The sequence below is a fragment of the Geobacter psychrophilus genome (assembly GCF_056821595.1).
Genome location: NZ_JBXDTU010000004.1, coordinates 45,742 through 60,607, shown reverse-complemented (window position 1 = coordinate 60,607; position 14,866 = coordinate 45,742). Strand labels below are relative to the sequence as shown.

The 14,866-nt window shown below is 53.8% G+C and carries 17 protein-coding genes; 12 read left to right on the top strand and 5 right to left on the bottom strand.

Translation table 11 applies throughout. From position 1 onward, the window contains the following. The first annotated feature begins 44 nt into the window (after window positions 1–44). Window positions 45–1,064, top strand: coding sequence for a 3-deoxy-7-phosphoheptulonate synthase (aroF, locus tag ACOCF6_RS02410; protein WP_482458793.1), 1,020 nt, complete (start codon window positions 45–47; stop codon window positions 1,062–1,064). Between the two features lie 35 nt (window positions 1,065–1,099). Here aroF and ACOCF6_RS02405 read toward each other — a convergent pair whose 3' ends face one another. Then, window positions 1,100–2,338 (bottom strand): HD domain-containing phosphohydrolase, encoded by a 1,239-nt coding sequence (locus ACOCF6_RS02405; protein ID WP_482458792.1) that lies wholly within the window; start codon window positions 2,336–2,338, stop codon window positions 1,100–1,102. A 169-nt stretch (window positions 2,339–2,507) separates the two neighbouring features. Here ACOCF6_RS02405 and ACOCF6_RS02400 point away from each other — a divergent pair, with 169 nt between their 5' ends. Continuing rightward, on the top strand, window positions 2,508–2,993 hold the full coding sequence (locus ACOCF6_RS02400) for a hypothetical protein (RefSeq protein ID WP_482458791.1): 486 nt from the start codon (window positions 2,508–2,510) through the stop codon (window positions 2,991–2,993). 17 nt (window positions 2,994–3,010) lie between these two features. Next, window positions 3,011–4,099, top strand: coding sequence for a glycine cleavage system aminomethyltransferase GcvT (gcvT, locus tag ACOCF6_RS02395; RefSeq protein WP_482458790.1), 1,089 nt, complete (start codon window positions 3,011–3,013; stop codon window positions 4,097–4,099). A 118-nt stretch (window positions 4,100–4,217) separates the two neighbouring features. Here gcvT and ACOCF6_RS02390 read toward each other — a convergent pair whose 3' ends face one another. The 4 genes from ACOCF6_RS02390 to ACOCF6_RS02375 form a co-directional block, all read right to left on the bottom strand. Further along, window positions 4,218–4,631 (bottom strand): DUF350 domain-containing protein, encoded by a 414-nt coding sequence (locus ACOCF6_RS02390; RefSeq protein ID WP_482458789.1) that lies wholly within the window; start codon window positions 4,629–4,631, stop codon window positions 4,218–4,220. Window positions 4,632–4,746: 115 nt separating this feature from the next. Further along, window positions 4,747–5,877, bottom strand: a complete 1,131-nt coding sequence (locus ACOCF6_RS02385; RefSeq protein WP_482458788.1) for a glutathionylspermidine synthase family protein — start codon at window positions 5,875–5,877, stop codon at window positions 4,747–4,749. 2 nt (window positions 5,878–5,879) lie between these two features. Then, window positions 5,880–6,203 carry a hypothetical protein gene (locus tag ACOCF6_RS02380; protein WP_482458787.1) on the bottom strand — a complete coding sequence of 108 codons (324 nt, stop codon included), beginning with the start codon at window positions 6,201–6,203 and terminating at the stop codon, window positions 5,880–5,882. Between the two features lie 59 nt (window positions 6,204–6,262). Next, entirely contained in the window at window positions 6,263–6,583 is a 321-nt protein-coding gene (locus tag ACOCF6_RS02375; RefSeq protein WP_482458786.1) for an Hpt domain-containing protein, read from the bottom strand. 143 nt (window positions 6,584–6,726) lie between these two features. Between ACOCF6_RS02375 and ACOCF6_RS02370 the strand changes: the two genes are divergently transcribed. From ACOCF6_RS02370 to ACOCF6_RS02330, 9 genes are all read left to right on the top strand, one after another. Further along, complete coding sequence (locus ACOCF6_RS02370; protein ID WP_482458785.1) at window positions 6,727–7,983, top strand: NAD(P)/FAD-dependent oxidoreductase; 1,257 nt, start codon at window positions 6,727–6,729, stop codon at window positions 7,981–7,983. Between the two features lie 197 nt (window positions 7,984–8,180). Beyond that, window positions 8,181–8,906, top strand: coding sequence for a polyprenol monophosphomannose synthase (locus ACOCF6_RS02365; RefSeq protein WP_482458784.1), 726 nt, complete (start codon window positions 8,181–8,183; stop codon window positions 8,904–8,906). 4 nt (window positions 8,907–8,910) lie between these two features. Next, window positions 8,911–9,096: a hypothetical protein gene (locus ACOCF6_RS02360; protein WP_482458783.1), complete on the top strand. Its 186-nt coding sequence runs from the start codon at window positions 8,911–8,913 to the stop codon at window positions 9,094–9,096. Between the two features lie 160 nt (window positions 9,097–9,256). Further along, the gene (locus ACOCF6_RS02355; protein ID WP_482458782.1) at window positions 9,257–10,465 is read left to right on the top strand and encodes a type II secretion system F family protein; all 1,209 of its coding nucleotides are present in this window, start codon (window positions 9,257–9,259) and stop codon (window positions 10,463–10,465) included. A gap of 8 nt (window positions 10,466–10,473) precedes the next feature. Then, on the top strand, window positions 10,474–12,192 hold the full coding sequence (locus ACOCF6_RS02350; protein ID WP_482458781.1) for a GspE/PulE family protein: 1,719 nt from the start codon (window positions 10,474–10,476) through the stop codon (window positions 12,190–12,192). A 16-nt stretch (window positions 12,193–12,208) separates the two neighbouring features. Further along, the gene (gene pilM, locus ACOCF6_RS02345) at window positions 12,209–13,135 is read left to right on the top strand and encodes a type IV pilus biogenesis protein PilM (RefSeq protein ID WP_482458780.1); all 927 of its coding nucleotides are present in this window, start codon (window positions 12,209–12,211) and stop codon (window positions 13,133–13,135) included. Further along, window positions 13,135–13,674 carry a PilN domain-containing protein gene (locus tag ACOCF6_RS02340; RefSeq protein WP_482458779.1) on the top strand — a complete coding sequence of 180 codons (540 nt, stop codon included), beginning with the start codon at window positions 13,135–13,137 and terminating at the stop codon, window positions 13,672–13,674. Before pilM ends, ACOCF6_RS02340 begins: the two co-directional genes overlap by 1 nt. Further along, window positions 13,671–14,225: a type 4a pilus biogenesis protein PilO gene (pilO, locus tag ACOCF6_RS02335; RefSeq protein ID WP_482458778.1), complete on the top strand. Its 555-nt coding sequence runs from the start codon at window positions 13,671–13,673 to the stop codon at window positions 14,223–14,225. Before ACOCF6_RS02340 ends, pilO begins: the two co-directional genes overlap by 4 nt. After that, window positions 14,222–14,866, top strand: coding sequence for a type II secretion system protein PulP (locus ACOCF6_RS02330; protein ID WP_482458777.1), 645 nt, complete (start codon window positions 14,222–14,224; stop codon window positions 14,864–14,866). Before pilO ends, ACOCF6_RS02330 begins: the two co-directional genes overlap by 4 nt.

Sequence of the window (14,866 nt, the reverse complement as noted above, 5' to 3'; positions counted from 1 at the left end):
CGGGGGAAACCTTCCGGTCTTTTTTTGTGGAAAAGGAGCTGGGAATGATTGTCGTAATGAAAGCCGGGGCTGCAAAGAAGGATCGCGATGAGGTGGTGAAGCGTATCAGGGAGTTGGGGTACAAGCCGCATGTCATTCATGGTGAAACCCGCGATGTCATTGGCGCGGTGGGGGATGAGCGGGGCAAGTCGGTGTTGCAATCGATTGAATCGATGCATGGCGTGGAAAACGTCGTACCGATTCTTCAGCCCTACAAGCTGGCATCCAAAGAGGTCAGGAAAGAGGCCAGTGTCGTGCGGATCAGTGATGACGTTGTAATCGGCGGCGACCAGATCGTGATGATGGCCGGACCCTGTTCGGTGGAGAGTGAGCAGCAGATCATCGAATCAGCGGTGGCGGTAAAAAAAGCCGGCGCCCACATCCTGCGGGGTGGGGCTTTCAAGCCGCGTACGTCACCGTACTCATTCCAGGGATTGGAAGAAGAGGGACTTAAACTGCTTGCCAAGGCACGGGACCTTACGGGGCTGCCGTTTGTGACCGAAGTCATCAATCCGGAAACCGCCGAACTTGTTGCAGAGTATGCCGATATTCTCCAGATCGGTGCGCGCAATTCCCAGAATTTCGCTCTCCTGAAAAAGGTGGGTCAGCTGCGGAAGCCGGTGCTGCTCAAACGCGGCATGTCCATGACGATCCAGGAATTTCTGATGAGCGCCGAGTACATCATGAGCGAAGGTAACCAGAATGTAATCCTCTGTGAGCGCGGTATCCGTACCTTTGAAACCGCCACCCGCAACACCCTGGATCTTTCCGCGATTCCGGTTCTCAAGGAGAAGACCCATCTGCCGGTTGTGATTGATCCCTCGCACGGCACCGGCAACCACCATTATGTGGCTCCCATGTGCTTTGCTGCGGTGGCAGCCGGTGCTGACGGGCTGATTGTCGAGGTGCATCCGGATCCGGAACATGCTTCCAGTGACGGGCCGCAATCGCTTAAACCGGCTAAATTTGAGTTGATGATGGAAAAACTGAAGTTGTTTGCCGGGGCGGCAGGCCGGTCGCTGTAGGAATTCGAGCGTGGGGGTGAGAATGCTCACCCCCCTCACTGATCAGGGTCAGGATACAGTTTTTCAATCTGCTGGAATGAGTCGACACATTCAAGGAAAACCGCCACCAGCTCCGGGTCGAACTGTTTGCCGGCTTCGTCCCGGATGGTATTCAGCACCTCGTCCAGATCCCAGGCCTCTTTATAACAGCGCCGACAGGAGAGTGCATCGTAGACGTCTGCCAGGGCCACGATCCTGCCGAAGAGCGGTATTTCTTCGCCCTGTTTGCCGCGGGCAGAACCGTTAGCGGTCTCGTAGCCGGGTAGCGGGAGCTGGGAGAGCGGATCGATGTAACCGGGGTACCCGTTGCCGTCCCAGCGTTCGTGATGATTGAGTGCCACTATGCCGGCGGATTCATCAAAATCCGAGTAGATGTCGGAGAAGAGGTTGGCGCCGAAGAGCGTGTGCAGTTTCATGGTCTGGAATTCTTCCGGTGTAAAGCGGCCCGGTTTCTTGAGGATCATATCCGAAATGGCCACTTTTCCCACATCATGCAGCATGGCGGACATGCGCAGCACATCCCGGTTTTTGTCAATCTCATTCTGGGCCAGCCCTCTTCTGCGGGCCCAGGCTTCGTAGAGTGTAACCGAATAGGATGCCACCCTGTTGACATGCGGCCCGGTCTCTTTTGGGTCTCTCATCTCGGCCATCCTGTTCATGCGCAGGATGATCTCGCGGGTCATCTTGGCCCGTTCGACGGCATTGGCGGCATTATTGGCGAAATAGTGGATGATCTCCTCGTTATCCCGGGCAAAGGGGATGGCATTGCCGTGATCATCCAAGGCATTGATCAACTGAAGCACGCCGATCACGTCGTTGCGGAAGTTTTTCAGCGGTATGGTCAGCATGGAACAGGTGCGATAACCGGTTACGTCATCGTAGGAACGGTTAAAGGAGAATGGGCAGGAACCCGCAATTTCATACACATCGGCAATATTCAGGATGGTGCCGTTAGCCGCGACGTAGCCGGCAATTGATGCATTGTTGATTGGTATGCTGAACGTGGAGTAAGGCAATTTCCTGCCGGGCGGTAATTGGCTCAGCAAGGTGTCATTCTGGGTATAGCTGAATTTGAGGGTGTCTCCCTCTTTAATATAGATGGAACCTGCATCGCAACGGGTAAAGCCCCGAGCTTCGCTCAGAATCTTTTCAAGAAGCAGGTCGATATCCTTGATCTGGGAAATCTCGAGCCCAAGGTTGAGAATGTTCTTGAAATGGCTGTCACTGCATTCCATGGGGTACCTCGTGCGGTGAATTTTTTATATTTTAGCTACTATTCAGCTTTACACAAGAAAAACCAGCAGAATATGAAAGCCGTTTGGAGCAGTATTTTCAGGTTGCGTACCGGTTTTAATTGCACTACCATGCGTGGCATTCTTCAGGTTTAGACGTGGAGGTGATCCCATGCGCAAAGTTTCAGTCATAGTATTCTTCCTGTTGTTGATTTCACCGTTTCTGCTGCTTGAGCCCGCTCTGGCCGAAACATCTCCGGCAATTCTCGAACAGTCTATGTCGGATACGCTTGACCTGTGGCGTGAAGGGCGCTATGAACAGCTATTTGAGCACCTTGCACACCGGGGCAAGACATCCAAAGAACAGTTTGTGAAAAAGATGCGCGACACATCCATTCGTCCGGCCTGCTGCTTTCAGAAGCTGGAAAATTTCAAGGTGTTGAACGAGAAGCGCACCGAGGCCACCGTGTATGCCAGGATAGGTCTGGAAGGTACCCCCAACGTTGCGGAATCCAGCACCAGGGAATTCAAGCTTACCCACGAAGAGAATATCTGGAAGATGCAGTTGGCAGATGTTCTGGCGATATCGGGCGCCACAGCAAAGAAAACCAGGCACGTCAGCAAAAAGAAATACAATCCCTACAAAAATAACCCTTGAGAGTACGGAGAATGATCATGGAACAATTACAGCGGACCCCCCTGTGCAGTCGTCATCGTGACCTGAATGCCCTCATGGCCCCCTTCGGCGGCTGGGATATGCCGATCCAGTATGAAGGCATCATCGCCGAGCACGCCTGGTGCAGGAACCAGGCGGCTTTATTCGACATCTGCCACATGGGCGAGTTTATCTTCCAGGGGAACTTTGAGGCTGACGGACTGGAGGATGTCTTTACCTTTTCTGTCAAGACAATCCCGCTCGGGCGTTCCCGTTACGGTTTTCTGCTTAACGCACAGGGTGGTATCATCGATGACCTGATCATCTTTCGCCTGGCCGAGGACAAGGTTATGATTGTGGTAAACGCTGCTACCGCCGACAATGATTTTACTGTCATCGGCAGCCGTCTGCAGGGCGGTTCGTTCACCAACGTAACAGCCGTCACCGGTAAGCTGGATATCCAGGGGCCGCAGGCTCGCGAGGTGCTGGTTGCTGCAGTTGGGGAACAGGTTGCTGCAATCCCCTATTTCAAGTTCATCACCACGAAGGTCCTGGGGAGCGATGCCATTGTCAGCCGTACCGGCTATACCGGAGAGCTGGGCTACGAAATCTTCCTGCCTGCAGAGAAAACAGCTGAACTGTGGGACCTGCTGCTGAAAGACCCGCGTGTCAAGCCCGCCGGTCTGGGAGCCCGGGATGTGCTGCGGCTTGAGGTGGGCTACTCGCTCTACGGCAGCGACATTGATGAACGTACGACGCCGCTGGAGGCCGGTCTGGAAGGCTTCGTCAATTTTGATAAGCAGTTTGTCGGCAAGGATGCCCTGTTGAAGCAGAAAACCCAGGGGATTTCCCGGCAGAAGGTGGCTTTTCAGGTTTCAGGCCGTCGCTCGCCGCGACATCACTACGAAATTATTTCAGGCGGGCAGCAGGTCGGCAGCGTCACCAGCGGTGTCTTTTCTCCCATGCTTGCCAGCGGTATCGGCATCGGGTTTGTTGCCGCAGGGGCATACCCGATCGGTGCGCCGCTCACGATCCAGCATGAGCGTGTCAGCATGGAGGCTACGGTGTGTGAATTGCCTTTCTTCAAGGGTGGTTCACTGCGCTCCTGATTCTATGAGGCTGTGACACTAGAAAGGCCCTTGCACACTATCATCGCGGCAAGGGCCTTTTTTTGTAGTGTTGTTTGCTGTAAAAAAATGATCACATCAAGGCTGGTGACAATCCTGTTCAGTACGTCATGCTGGCAGCATTCAAGAGCCCGATGGCTGCTGAGAAGAAGGCCAACAGGGTGGCTGCTGAGGTTTGGTTGTTCTCAATTTCACGCACCAGATCCTTGAAGAAGATCCGGACGATACCGAAGATGGTCAATTGCACCACCGTGGCAATGGCGGCCCAGATCAGCATGTCGATAAAGCCTACGCTGTGGGTTATGGCGCTGTACAGCGGCAGAATAAAGCCGATCAGCGCCCCGCCAAAGCTGATGGCCGGCGCAACATTGCCCTCTCGAACGAGCTTCAGTTCATCGTAGGGGGTTATCCAGCAGTAGACCTGGCAGAAGACCACCACAAACCCCAGAGCAGCCACAAAATATTTACAAAACCCTACTAATCCTGACAATGATTCCAGCAGAGAGGTTTGCATTTCCTGCCCTCCTTTTATGCATCCTTTGACTAAGTTGATCTCAATTATCTGACCCTGCTGCGCAGGATAAGTGCATAAACGAATTGATTTCTGTTAAATCTCCAGAAATCAATTCTTACGCACTAAACAGGTGCGGCACAAAACGACTGGTGTTGGTTGTGACTTCCTGATTGTCCTCGCGTATGCCGATACCGGCCGGCTCACCGTAGATCACCCATGAACCGATGACCGGGTAGTTGCCGGCCGAAGACGGGATGCTGGCCAGTTCCTGATAAATGTCCCCTTTGCCCCCGTATGTCCCGTCGTATTCTTTGACCATGCCGTTGCAGTGAATACAGATGTTGCCCCCCTCACGGGAAAGCAGTGGTTTGGATACATAGTTGTCGTGAAAATGATCCGCATTGAAGCTGGCCTCCAGCAGGTTCGGATGATGCGGGTTCAGTTCCCACAGGATCGGCAGGATGCCCTTGTTGCTGAGAATCATCTTCCAGGCCGGTTCAATCATGATAATCCCGCTCTGCTTAAGGTATTGGCCGAAGTGTTCGTTTATCAGCCATTCCCAAGGATAGAGCTTGAACATGCAGGCAACAGGGGCGTCGTTCATATCAACAAACCGGGTATTGACCGAATCGAAGCCGAGCTCCTCCACAAAAATCAGATCTGTCTGTAAGCCTGCTTGAATGGCCGTATCACGCAGGTATTCAAGATTGCCGAGGTCCTCGGGTGCGTCCTTGACGCAGCCGAAGTAGAGCGGTTCGTGAAGGTGTTGTTTCAAATCTTTCCAGGCGTCGATCAGTTTTTCGTGGATGGAGTTGAACTGGTCTGCGTCGGGGAAGCGCTCCTTGAGCCAGAACCATTGAATAGCACTGGCCTCCAGCAACGCCGTAGGGGTGTCGGCATTGTACTCCAACATCTTCGGCGGATAATTTCCGTCATAGGCAAGGTCGAAGCGACCCAGGATGGAAGGTTCATCGTTGTCCCAGGAGCGCTCGATCAGCGGCACGGCCTGGGGTGGAATCATCAGCCGGCTGTAAAGTTTGTTGTCAATGATATGCTCGGCGGCCTTGATACACATCTCGTGCAGTTCGGCGGTGGCAGATTCAAGCTGGTCGATCTCGGACGATGTAAAGGAATAATAAGCGGTTTCATCCCAGTATGGCTGCCCATCGATCGTATGATAGCTCAGGCCCTGGGCTGCAACCTTTTCCTGCCAATCAAAACGGGGTGGTGTGATGATCCTCTCCACGGTCAGCTGCCGCCTGAAGAGTGGAATCCGGCAAGACTGCCGAAACCACCTCGTGATACGCTCATTGTGCGGATGGAGCGGCTGCCCTGACCGCCGCTCAACACCGTTCCTGGACGAAAGTGGGGGCCGTAGAAATAATGGGCGTTGGAGCGGTAATTGGGGCTGTTGGGAGGGATTTCTTCGCAGTTTTTCTCGTCCTTGTTCCAGTCATCGAGGCAGTCCTGCTTGTTGGTATAGACATGACGCTGCTCTTTTTTGCCGCACCCGGCAACCGCGAGCGTTCCAATCAGGACGAGCGTTATCTGGAGTGTGCATCTCCGCCGCATGAGTAACTCCACTATTGTTTGAACTAAACAATTCTACCTGCGTCAGCTCCCGCAACGGCTTATTTGAGTGCATCCAGTACGCGGGAGAAGTTCTCATCTATCTCGGAAATCAGCATGTGGATATTTTCAAGTTCTCCTGCCCGAAAGGCGTTCTCAGCTGTCCTGGCAGATTCGCTGAGATCCGTTGCGCCAATGTTGGCAGCGGCTGATTTAAGCGTGTGGGCGTGGCGGGTGGCAACCTGGTGATCACCGCGACTATGGGCTTCCTTCAGCTGGGAAATGATCCTTGGAACATCATCGCGGAATATCCCGCAAATTTCATCATATAATGCCTGGTCATGATCGATCCGTTCGAGGGCTGTCTGCCTGTCGAGTATCATGGGGGACCTTCGAAATATCGGGGGAAAGTTTTATTCTATGCAGTACATTGGATTCAGTTTATAAGGTAAAAAAAGATTAATTGCAACAATGCCATGTGAGGTGGCGTCTCTTTTATCTGGACATTATTTCGAGTGAGGTTTGAATGGGGTTGAAGCGTGTTGTGATAGTTGGGATGGGCTTCGGTGGCCTGAGCGCGGCAAAAGCACTGGCGGGAAACGGTTTGGAAATCGTCATGGTCGACCGGAATAACTATCACCTCTTCCAGCCATTGCTCTATCAGGTGGCCACTGCCGGTCTTGAACAGGAATCAATTGCGTACCCCGTGCGTGCCCTGGCGAGGAATTGGCAGGCTACCCGTTTCAGGCTGGGTGAGGTCGTCAACGTCGATTTTGCTGGTAAAATTCTGCATCTTGATGACGGTAAGCTGGCCTATGACTACCTGGTGTTGGCGGCCGGAAGCCGGACCAATTTCTTCGGCATTCCGGGTGTGGAACGCTACGCGTTTGATCTGAAAAAACTCACTCAGGCCGAGGATTTGCGGAACCACATCCTGCTGCTTTTCGAACGGGCAACACGGGAGCAGGACCCGATTCAACGCAAGGCACTGCTGACATTTGTCATCGTCGGCGGCGGTCCGACCGGTGTAGAGTTTGCTGGTGCCTTGCAGGAACTGGCGCAACATGTGCTTTCCCGCGATTACCCTGAAATCACGGGCGGAGAAACCCGGATAGTCCTGGTGGAGGCGGCCGGTTCTCTGTTGACTGCCATGCCGCCGGAGTTGAGCGCGTATGCCTGCAATAAATTGCGGAGCATGGGGGTAGAGGTCCTGCTGGAAACCCGTGTGACTGCGGCCGAGGCCGAGAGTGTGAGCTTTCACGATGGTTCGGCCATTCAGTCTCACACCCTGTTTTGGTCAGCCGGAGTTGCCGCTGCCGAACTGGCTGACCGCTTGGGAGCCATGCAATCCTCTTCCGGTCGAGTTGCGGTATGCCCTGATCTCAGTCTCGAAGCGCACCCTGATGTGTTTGTCATCGGTGATATGGCCTGTCTCAATCAGGGGGGCGGGCCGCTCCCGATGATGGCGCCGGTAGCCAGTCAGCAGGGCCGGTACGCTGCCCGGGCCATTATTGCCCGCGAACGTTCCCAGGCTCTCCCTCCATTCCGTTATGTCGATAAAGGCGCCATGGCAACCATCGGTCGAAGTTCCGCAGTCGCAACCACCCATGGTTTCAAGCTCTCGGGATATTTTGCCTGGCTGGCCTGGCTGGTGCTGCATCTCTATTACCTGATCGGATTCCGCAATCGCCTGCTGGTGTTAATGAACTGGTCATTTTATTACTTCTTTCATGAACGCCAGGTGCGCCTGATTACTGGGGATAAACGCCCTGCGCAGCAATGATGCCTGGCCCTGATAAACAGGATAAGTGCGTTAATGAAGTTGTTTTCTGCTTGAAAAGTGCAGAAAATATCTTCTAACTTACTAAAAGCTGTCGGTGCTGATTGTGGCCCGCGGTACGAGCGCCTTGACTTTCCTGGCCGCTTTCCCGTATTGTTGCCGATATGCCAGCTACCATAGATTTTGGAGTTACGTGACGCTTGAAAACTATCGTCGTCATCCCTACCTATAACGAATGCGATAACATTGTCCGATTGGCCGGTGAAGTTCTTTCGCAGGACCCCTCCATACAGATTCTGTTTGTGGATGACAATTCTCCCGATGGCACCGGAAAACTGGCCGACGAGCTGGCGTTGCGCAATGATCGCATCAGGGTTATGCATCGTCCCGGCAAACTCGGCCTGGGGTCTGCCTACTGTGCCGGTTTCAAGTTGGCACTCGATATGGGTGCCGACTATCTGGTTGAGATGGATGCGGATTTTTCTCACGATCCGACGATTCTGCCTGTTTTTCTTGAAACCATTCAGCATTGCGACCTGGTTATCGGCTCGCGTTATCTGAATGGTGTCAGCGTTGTAAACTGGCCGATCCGGCGTTTGATGCTCAGTGTTTTTGCCAGTCTGTATACCCGGATAATTACCGGCTTGCCGGTTAAAGACTGTACCAGTGGTTTCAAGTGTTTCCGGAGAGCAACCATCGAGGCTATTGATCTTGATACGGTCGGTTCCGATGGCTATTCGTTTCAGATTGAGATGAACTACCGTTGCATGGAAAAGGGACTCAGGATTGTCGAGGTGCCGATCATTTTTATCGATCGTCATGCCGGCAGCTCCAAGATGTCGAAAAAAATCGTTCGGGAGGCGGTTCTCCTGGTATGGAAACTCAAGCTCGGCACGTTCTTCAGGCGTGTTATGGGAAAAGGGTAGATCCATGTCGAATGAAATCTGGTCCATTATTACACTGGTCGGGCTTCTGGGGTGGGTATCAGCCATGCTGGTGTTTATCATTAAGGCTTTTCCGGGGCGGGACAGGTTTGAAGCGAGACCGGCGCGCATATGGGGTGTCGTTGTCATTCTCTCGTACGCTGTCTGGATTGCAGGTATGCTCAATGCGTGAGCAGGTGAAGCCTCGTTGAGTGGTGTCGAATCTCGTGTCTGTATACGCCATCTGCTTGTAACATAACTTGATTTTACTGAAGAATATCTTGAACCACCGGCACATTGCCGGTGGTTTTTGTGTTTTGTTTTTCGGGCTTTTATGGTAATGCTATTAACTTATGTCACTTTACACCTGCAAGCTTGGCGCATCAGACGGCAAAATCATTTATCGCGAGATCGAGGCAGTGGAGCCGGGCATGCTGCAGAAGAGCCTCGAAGATCAGGGCTTTTTTGTATTTGAAGTAAAACGGAAACCGCTGCAGTTTCTTTTCGACAAGGGTGTCAAGCGTCGCAGTATTGATAACCGTGCCCTGCTGACCTTCAATCAGGAAATGCTGGTGCTGATCAAGGCCGGCATGCCGATTATGCAGGTGCTTGACGCAATTCTTGAGCGGCATGATAGCGGCAAGCTTCCGGAAATCCTGCGTCAGGTGCGCGATGACGTGAAGAGCGGTACAGCGCTTTCCTCTGCAATGGAAAAGCATGGCCGGGCCTTTCCTGCTCTGTATGTCGCATCGATCAGGGCCGGTGAAAGAACCGGCGATCTGCCCCGTACAATCAGGCGTTACATCCAGTACCTCAAGCGGGTTGACAGTATCCGCAAAAAGGTCGTTGCTGCAATGTTTTATCCGGCAATCCTGATTGTATTTGCGGGCATGGCTGTTACCCTTCTTTTACTGTACGTTGTTCCGACGTTTGCCCAGGTGTATACCGATTCCGGTTCTCTCCTGCCGTTACCCACCCGCATGCTGATCGAATTCACATCTTTTTTGAGACGTTTTGCTCCCCTGGCGCTTCTGCTTGGCGTTGGAGCAGTGTTTGTCTATCGCAGATGGGTCGGCACCGAATCAGGCCGCTATACCGTTGATCGCTTCAAGCTGACGGTGCCCTTTGCCGGTGATGTCTTTACAAAATATTCGGTGGCGGGGTTTGCCCGCACACTGGCGACGGTCCTCGGCAGCGGTATTCCGATTATTGAGTCGCTGCGCATGTCCATCGGGACACTCAACAACCGCTTTATGGAGAAACGGCTCTTTGAAGCGGTCCGTTTTGTCGAAGAGGGGGGCCGGCTTTCCACTGCGTTCGAGAAGGTTAATATCATGCCCCCTCTGGCGCTGCGCATGCTGGGGGTAGGGGAGACGACCGGCTCGCTGGAGGATATGCTGGTAGATATCTCCGATTATCTGGAAGATGAGCTGGAAGAACGGATGCAGCTCCTGACCACGGCGATCGAGCCGGCCATTATGGTTATTATGGGTGTGGTCATCGGTGCCATTATTATCGCCATGTATCTGCCGGTCTTCAAGATCGCCGGCACTGTCGGATAGGGAGCCTGATGCAGTCCTACAAGCGCAAAAACATAGGAACGATCCTTATTGATCGAGGCAGCCTTGATCAGGAAAAGCTGCCGGCAGTTGTTGAACAGCTTGCTACGACCAAGCTGCGTTTCGGCGAAATCTGCGTCCATGAGGGTTTTGTTACCGATGAACACGTGGCGTTGGCGCTGTCCGAACAGTTCAACCTCAACTATGTCGATTTGACGGATTTCAAGATGAGTGAGGAGATCCTCAATGCCTTGCCGCCGGAGGCCATCTACCGTTTTCACTTTGTTCCGCTGGAGATGACGCCCGAAGCACTGGTTGTTGCCGTTTCCGACCCGACCGATGTGATCAAGCTGGATGAACTTGAATTGCTGCTGGACCGTCCCCTTCAGATTCGTATCGCCTCTGAAACAGCTATTGCTTCGGTGCTCAAGGGTGGTGAGGGGGCCCGTCGTGTTCTGCGGGAGGTTTCTGAAGATTTCATGCTCCAACTGGTCAAGGAAACCGACCGTGGTGAGGAAATCCTTTCCGTCGAGACGCTTTCCGATGACACCAGTCCGATCATAAAGCTGGTCAACACCACCCTGCTGGATGCGCTTAATCGACGTGCCAGTGATATTCATATCGAATCCGGCCATGACGGGCTTGTCATCAAGTACCGCATCGACGGCGTGCTCTACATGGCCAACGATCCAATCGACATACATTTTCAAGCCCCGGTCATCTCCCGTCTCAAGGTTATGAGCGAACTGGATATCTCGGAACGGCGCATACCACAGGATGGCCGTTTCAAAATCCGCTTCGGGGCCAAGTCGATCGATTTTCGTGTGTCCATCATGCCGAGCTCCTTTGGCGAAGATGCGGTCATACGTATCCTCGACAAGGAAAGCATTGCAAACGACATGAAAGGTCTTTCCCTCGAAAACCTGGGCATCAGCGAGCGAGAGATCAAACGGCTGCGCAAGAAGATTCGTGAACCCTACGGGATGGTGCTGGTGACCGGGCCGACCGGTTCGGGCAAGACAACCACCCTGTACGCGGCCTTGACCGAGATCCAGACCGGTGAAGACAAGATCATCACCATCGAGGACCCGGTCGAGTACATGCTGCGCGGCATCCTGCAAATTCCGGTCAACGAGAAGAAGGGGCTGACCTTTGCAAAGGGTCTGCGATCAATTCTCCGCCACGACCCGGACAAGATCATGATCGGTGAAATCCGCGATTCGGAGACGGCCCAGATTGCTGTACAGTCCGCCCTGACCGGTCACCTAGTTTTTACCACTGTCCACGCCAATAACGTGTTCGACGTCATCGGCCGCTTCATCCATATGGGCATAGACCCCTACAACTTTGTCTCAAGCCTGAACTGTGTCCTGGCTCAGCGGCTGGTGCGCAAAGTCTGCCGTAAATGCCGGAAACCGGTGCAGCATTCGGATGAAGAGCTGCGGGAAGGGGGCGTCGACCCCGAGCTGCTGCGCGGCGTGACCGTCTACGAGGCCAAAGGGTGCGAGGAGTGCAATAATACCGGCTACCGCGGTCGTGCCGCCATTGTCGAACTATTGGAACTGAATGACCATATCCGTGACCTGATCATCGGCAAAGTCACGGCCACCCAGCTCAAGCTGGCTGCCCGTGAAGCGGGGGTCATATTCCTGCGGGACTCGGCCGTCGAAAAGCTGATAGCAGGAGATACTACTCTCAAGGAGATCAATCGCGTCACGTTTGTGGAGTGACGGGAATGGACCGCGCATGTTGTTTGCAAGAAAATCAATCGGCGTAGAAATAAAACCATCCGGTGTGGCATTCGCCCTGCTGGGCGGGTCTGCGTCATCTCCCCGACTGGAGCGGGTGACATCTGCCGCCATGGCGCCGGGCGTCGTGCGCGTTTCCTTGCGTGAACCCAATATCCTTGACTCGCAGGCTTTCAGTGATGCGGTGCGCTCTGCCCACAATCTGCTGCTCTACAACGGTACGCGCCTGTCGATCACCCTGCCGGACGGGGTGGGCCGGATCATGATGATTGACGTGGAAGGCCGTTTCAAAAGCCGGGCTGAGGGACTGGATATCATCCGCTGGAAACTGAAGAAAAACATCCCCTTCGATATAGACGACACCCATCTGGATTATCAGCAGCTGAAGCTGCGCGAAAACGGCGACATGGCCCTGATGGTGGCGCTTGTGTCCCGGGCCGTTATCGGCCAGTATGAAGAGCTGCTTGTGTCCGCAGGTTTTACGCCGGCCCGGATCGATTTTAACTCGTTCAATCTGTACCGCGCCTTTGAAGCCCGTCTGGCGCTTCAGGATGACGTAGCGCTGATCTCGTTCTACGATGGTACCCTCAGCATACTGGTCTTTGCAGATGGTATCCTCGAATTTCAACGGGTCAAGGAACTTCCCGGTTCACGTGGTGTTGACAGCAGGATCTACATGGAGATAAACAGCTCCCTGATGGTGTATCGTGAGCGCTTTCCGGAGCGGGAGGTGCAGCATGTTGCCTGCATCGCTCCGCCTGACGTGGCGGGGGAATTCTGCAGTATGGTGGCTGAGGCAACCGGCTGTGCGCCGACAATCCTTGAGGTGAAGTCAATTGTAAAACCGGCTGATACCGCTCCTGCGGATCAGGTGTCGCTCTATCCGTATACTACCGCTATCGGTGCGGCCCTGAGGAGTCTCTGATGTATTTTTCCATCAATCTGGCAACCAGAACCTATCTGGACCGCAGGCTGGTAAACAGGATTGGAGCCTGTCTCGTGATTGCGCTGCTTGTGTTGCTTGCCTGGAACATCAACCGAGCGGCCTGGAGTTTTGGCGAGCTGCGGCGATTGCGGGCGGACATCAAAGCCGATGAGTCCCGTCTCAGCAGCCGTCCGCATGGTGTGTCTGAAAAGGAGTACACCGGCCTGCTTGGCACTATCGGATTCTATAACGAGATTATCGGCCGCAAGACCTTTAACTGGCTGGGACTGCTTGAACAGCTGGAGCAGGTCACTCCCGAAGGAATTGCACTCTCGTCCCTGACCCCTGACAGGAAAAGCGGGACTGTCAAAATTGAAGGGCGTGCGAAGAATTTTGCCCAGCTCAGAGTGTATCTCGACAAGCTTGAGGATTCCAAGGTCTTCACATCCATCTTGCTGCTGTCACACTCGACTATTGCCGTGGGAGAGCGGGCCAAGGCGGTTCAATTCTCCATCTCATGCAAGGCGGCGCCCCAATGAAGCAGGCGATTCTTGAACTGTTCCGCCAGAAGCGCCGTCTGCTGATAGCAACAGCAGTGCTGCTTATTCTTAATATAGCCCTGTACATCGGTATCAATGTGTACCTTGCCCCGGCCATCATCACGTCCCAGGCTGCCTGGAATGATCTGCGCCAGCGGGTTGCCATAGCAGGTAAAGCCGATGTTGCTTCGGTGTATCGACGCGGGGTCGACGATCTGAAAAAAATCTCGGCCAAAATTCCCGCCAAGCGGCAGCTTCCGCGCGTACTTGGTGATATCCTCGACAGTGCCGCTTCCAGTGGTGTTGTTACCGGAGCGGTCAGCTACAAGCCGGAGGTCGTCAAGGGGCAGGACGACCTGCTGGCCTATGGCCTTTCCATGTCGGTCAGCGGCAGCTATGCAGCGGTTAAAAGCTTTCTTGCCGATCTGCAGAAAAACGGTGAGCTGATAGTGCTGGACAGCATCACTTTGGCAAATAGCGATCTCTTTGAAGAAAATGTCGTCATGGAGATCCGCATGACGGTCTATCTGCAGGGCAGGGAGGGCGCATGAACAAGCAGAAGCTCGTCCTCTTTATAGCTCTGATTGTGCTGGTCGTGGCTGTTATCTGGAGTTTTATGTCTGCTCCGCGTCCCAAAACGGTCAGTACCCTTACGCGACCACCAGTTCAGATACGGCAGACAGAAAAGCGGCTTGTTGCTGCAGTTGCAGCGAAACCGTCTGCGAAGGTGACGGCGGTGTCAGATGACCGCTTCGTGCGCCTGGATCTGCTGGAGCGTGAACAGACCGGCTTCAAAGGGTATCGCAGAAATATATTCAAGCCTCTTTTTACGGATGAGGTTAAGCTGATGAAGCAGAGATCGGCCGCCTTCAAGCCGCTGCCGGTTCCGCCCGTGGCGGTAGTTGCCAAACCGGTCATCCCTGTTCAGCCTGCTGTTCAGCCGGAAACCCATCAGAGCACCCTGGCTCAATTCAAGTTTCTCGGTTTTCTGAAAAAAGACAACCGCAAAACGATCTTCCTGTCCAAGGATAAGGATATTGTTCTGGTCCGAAAGGGCGAAACCTTCGCCAAACGCTACGAGGCCACTGAGATTACCGATCAGGCCCTGACGATCCGCGTAATCGACAGCGGCGAGGAGATCGTCATTCCGCTGAACGAAAACAAGCCGCTGGCCGCGGCTGCGAGGAAATAG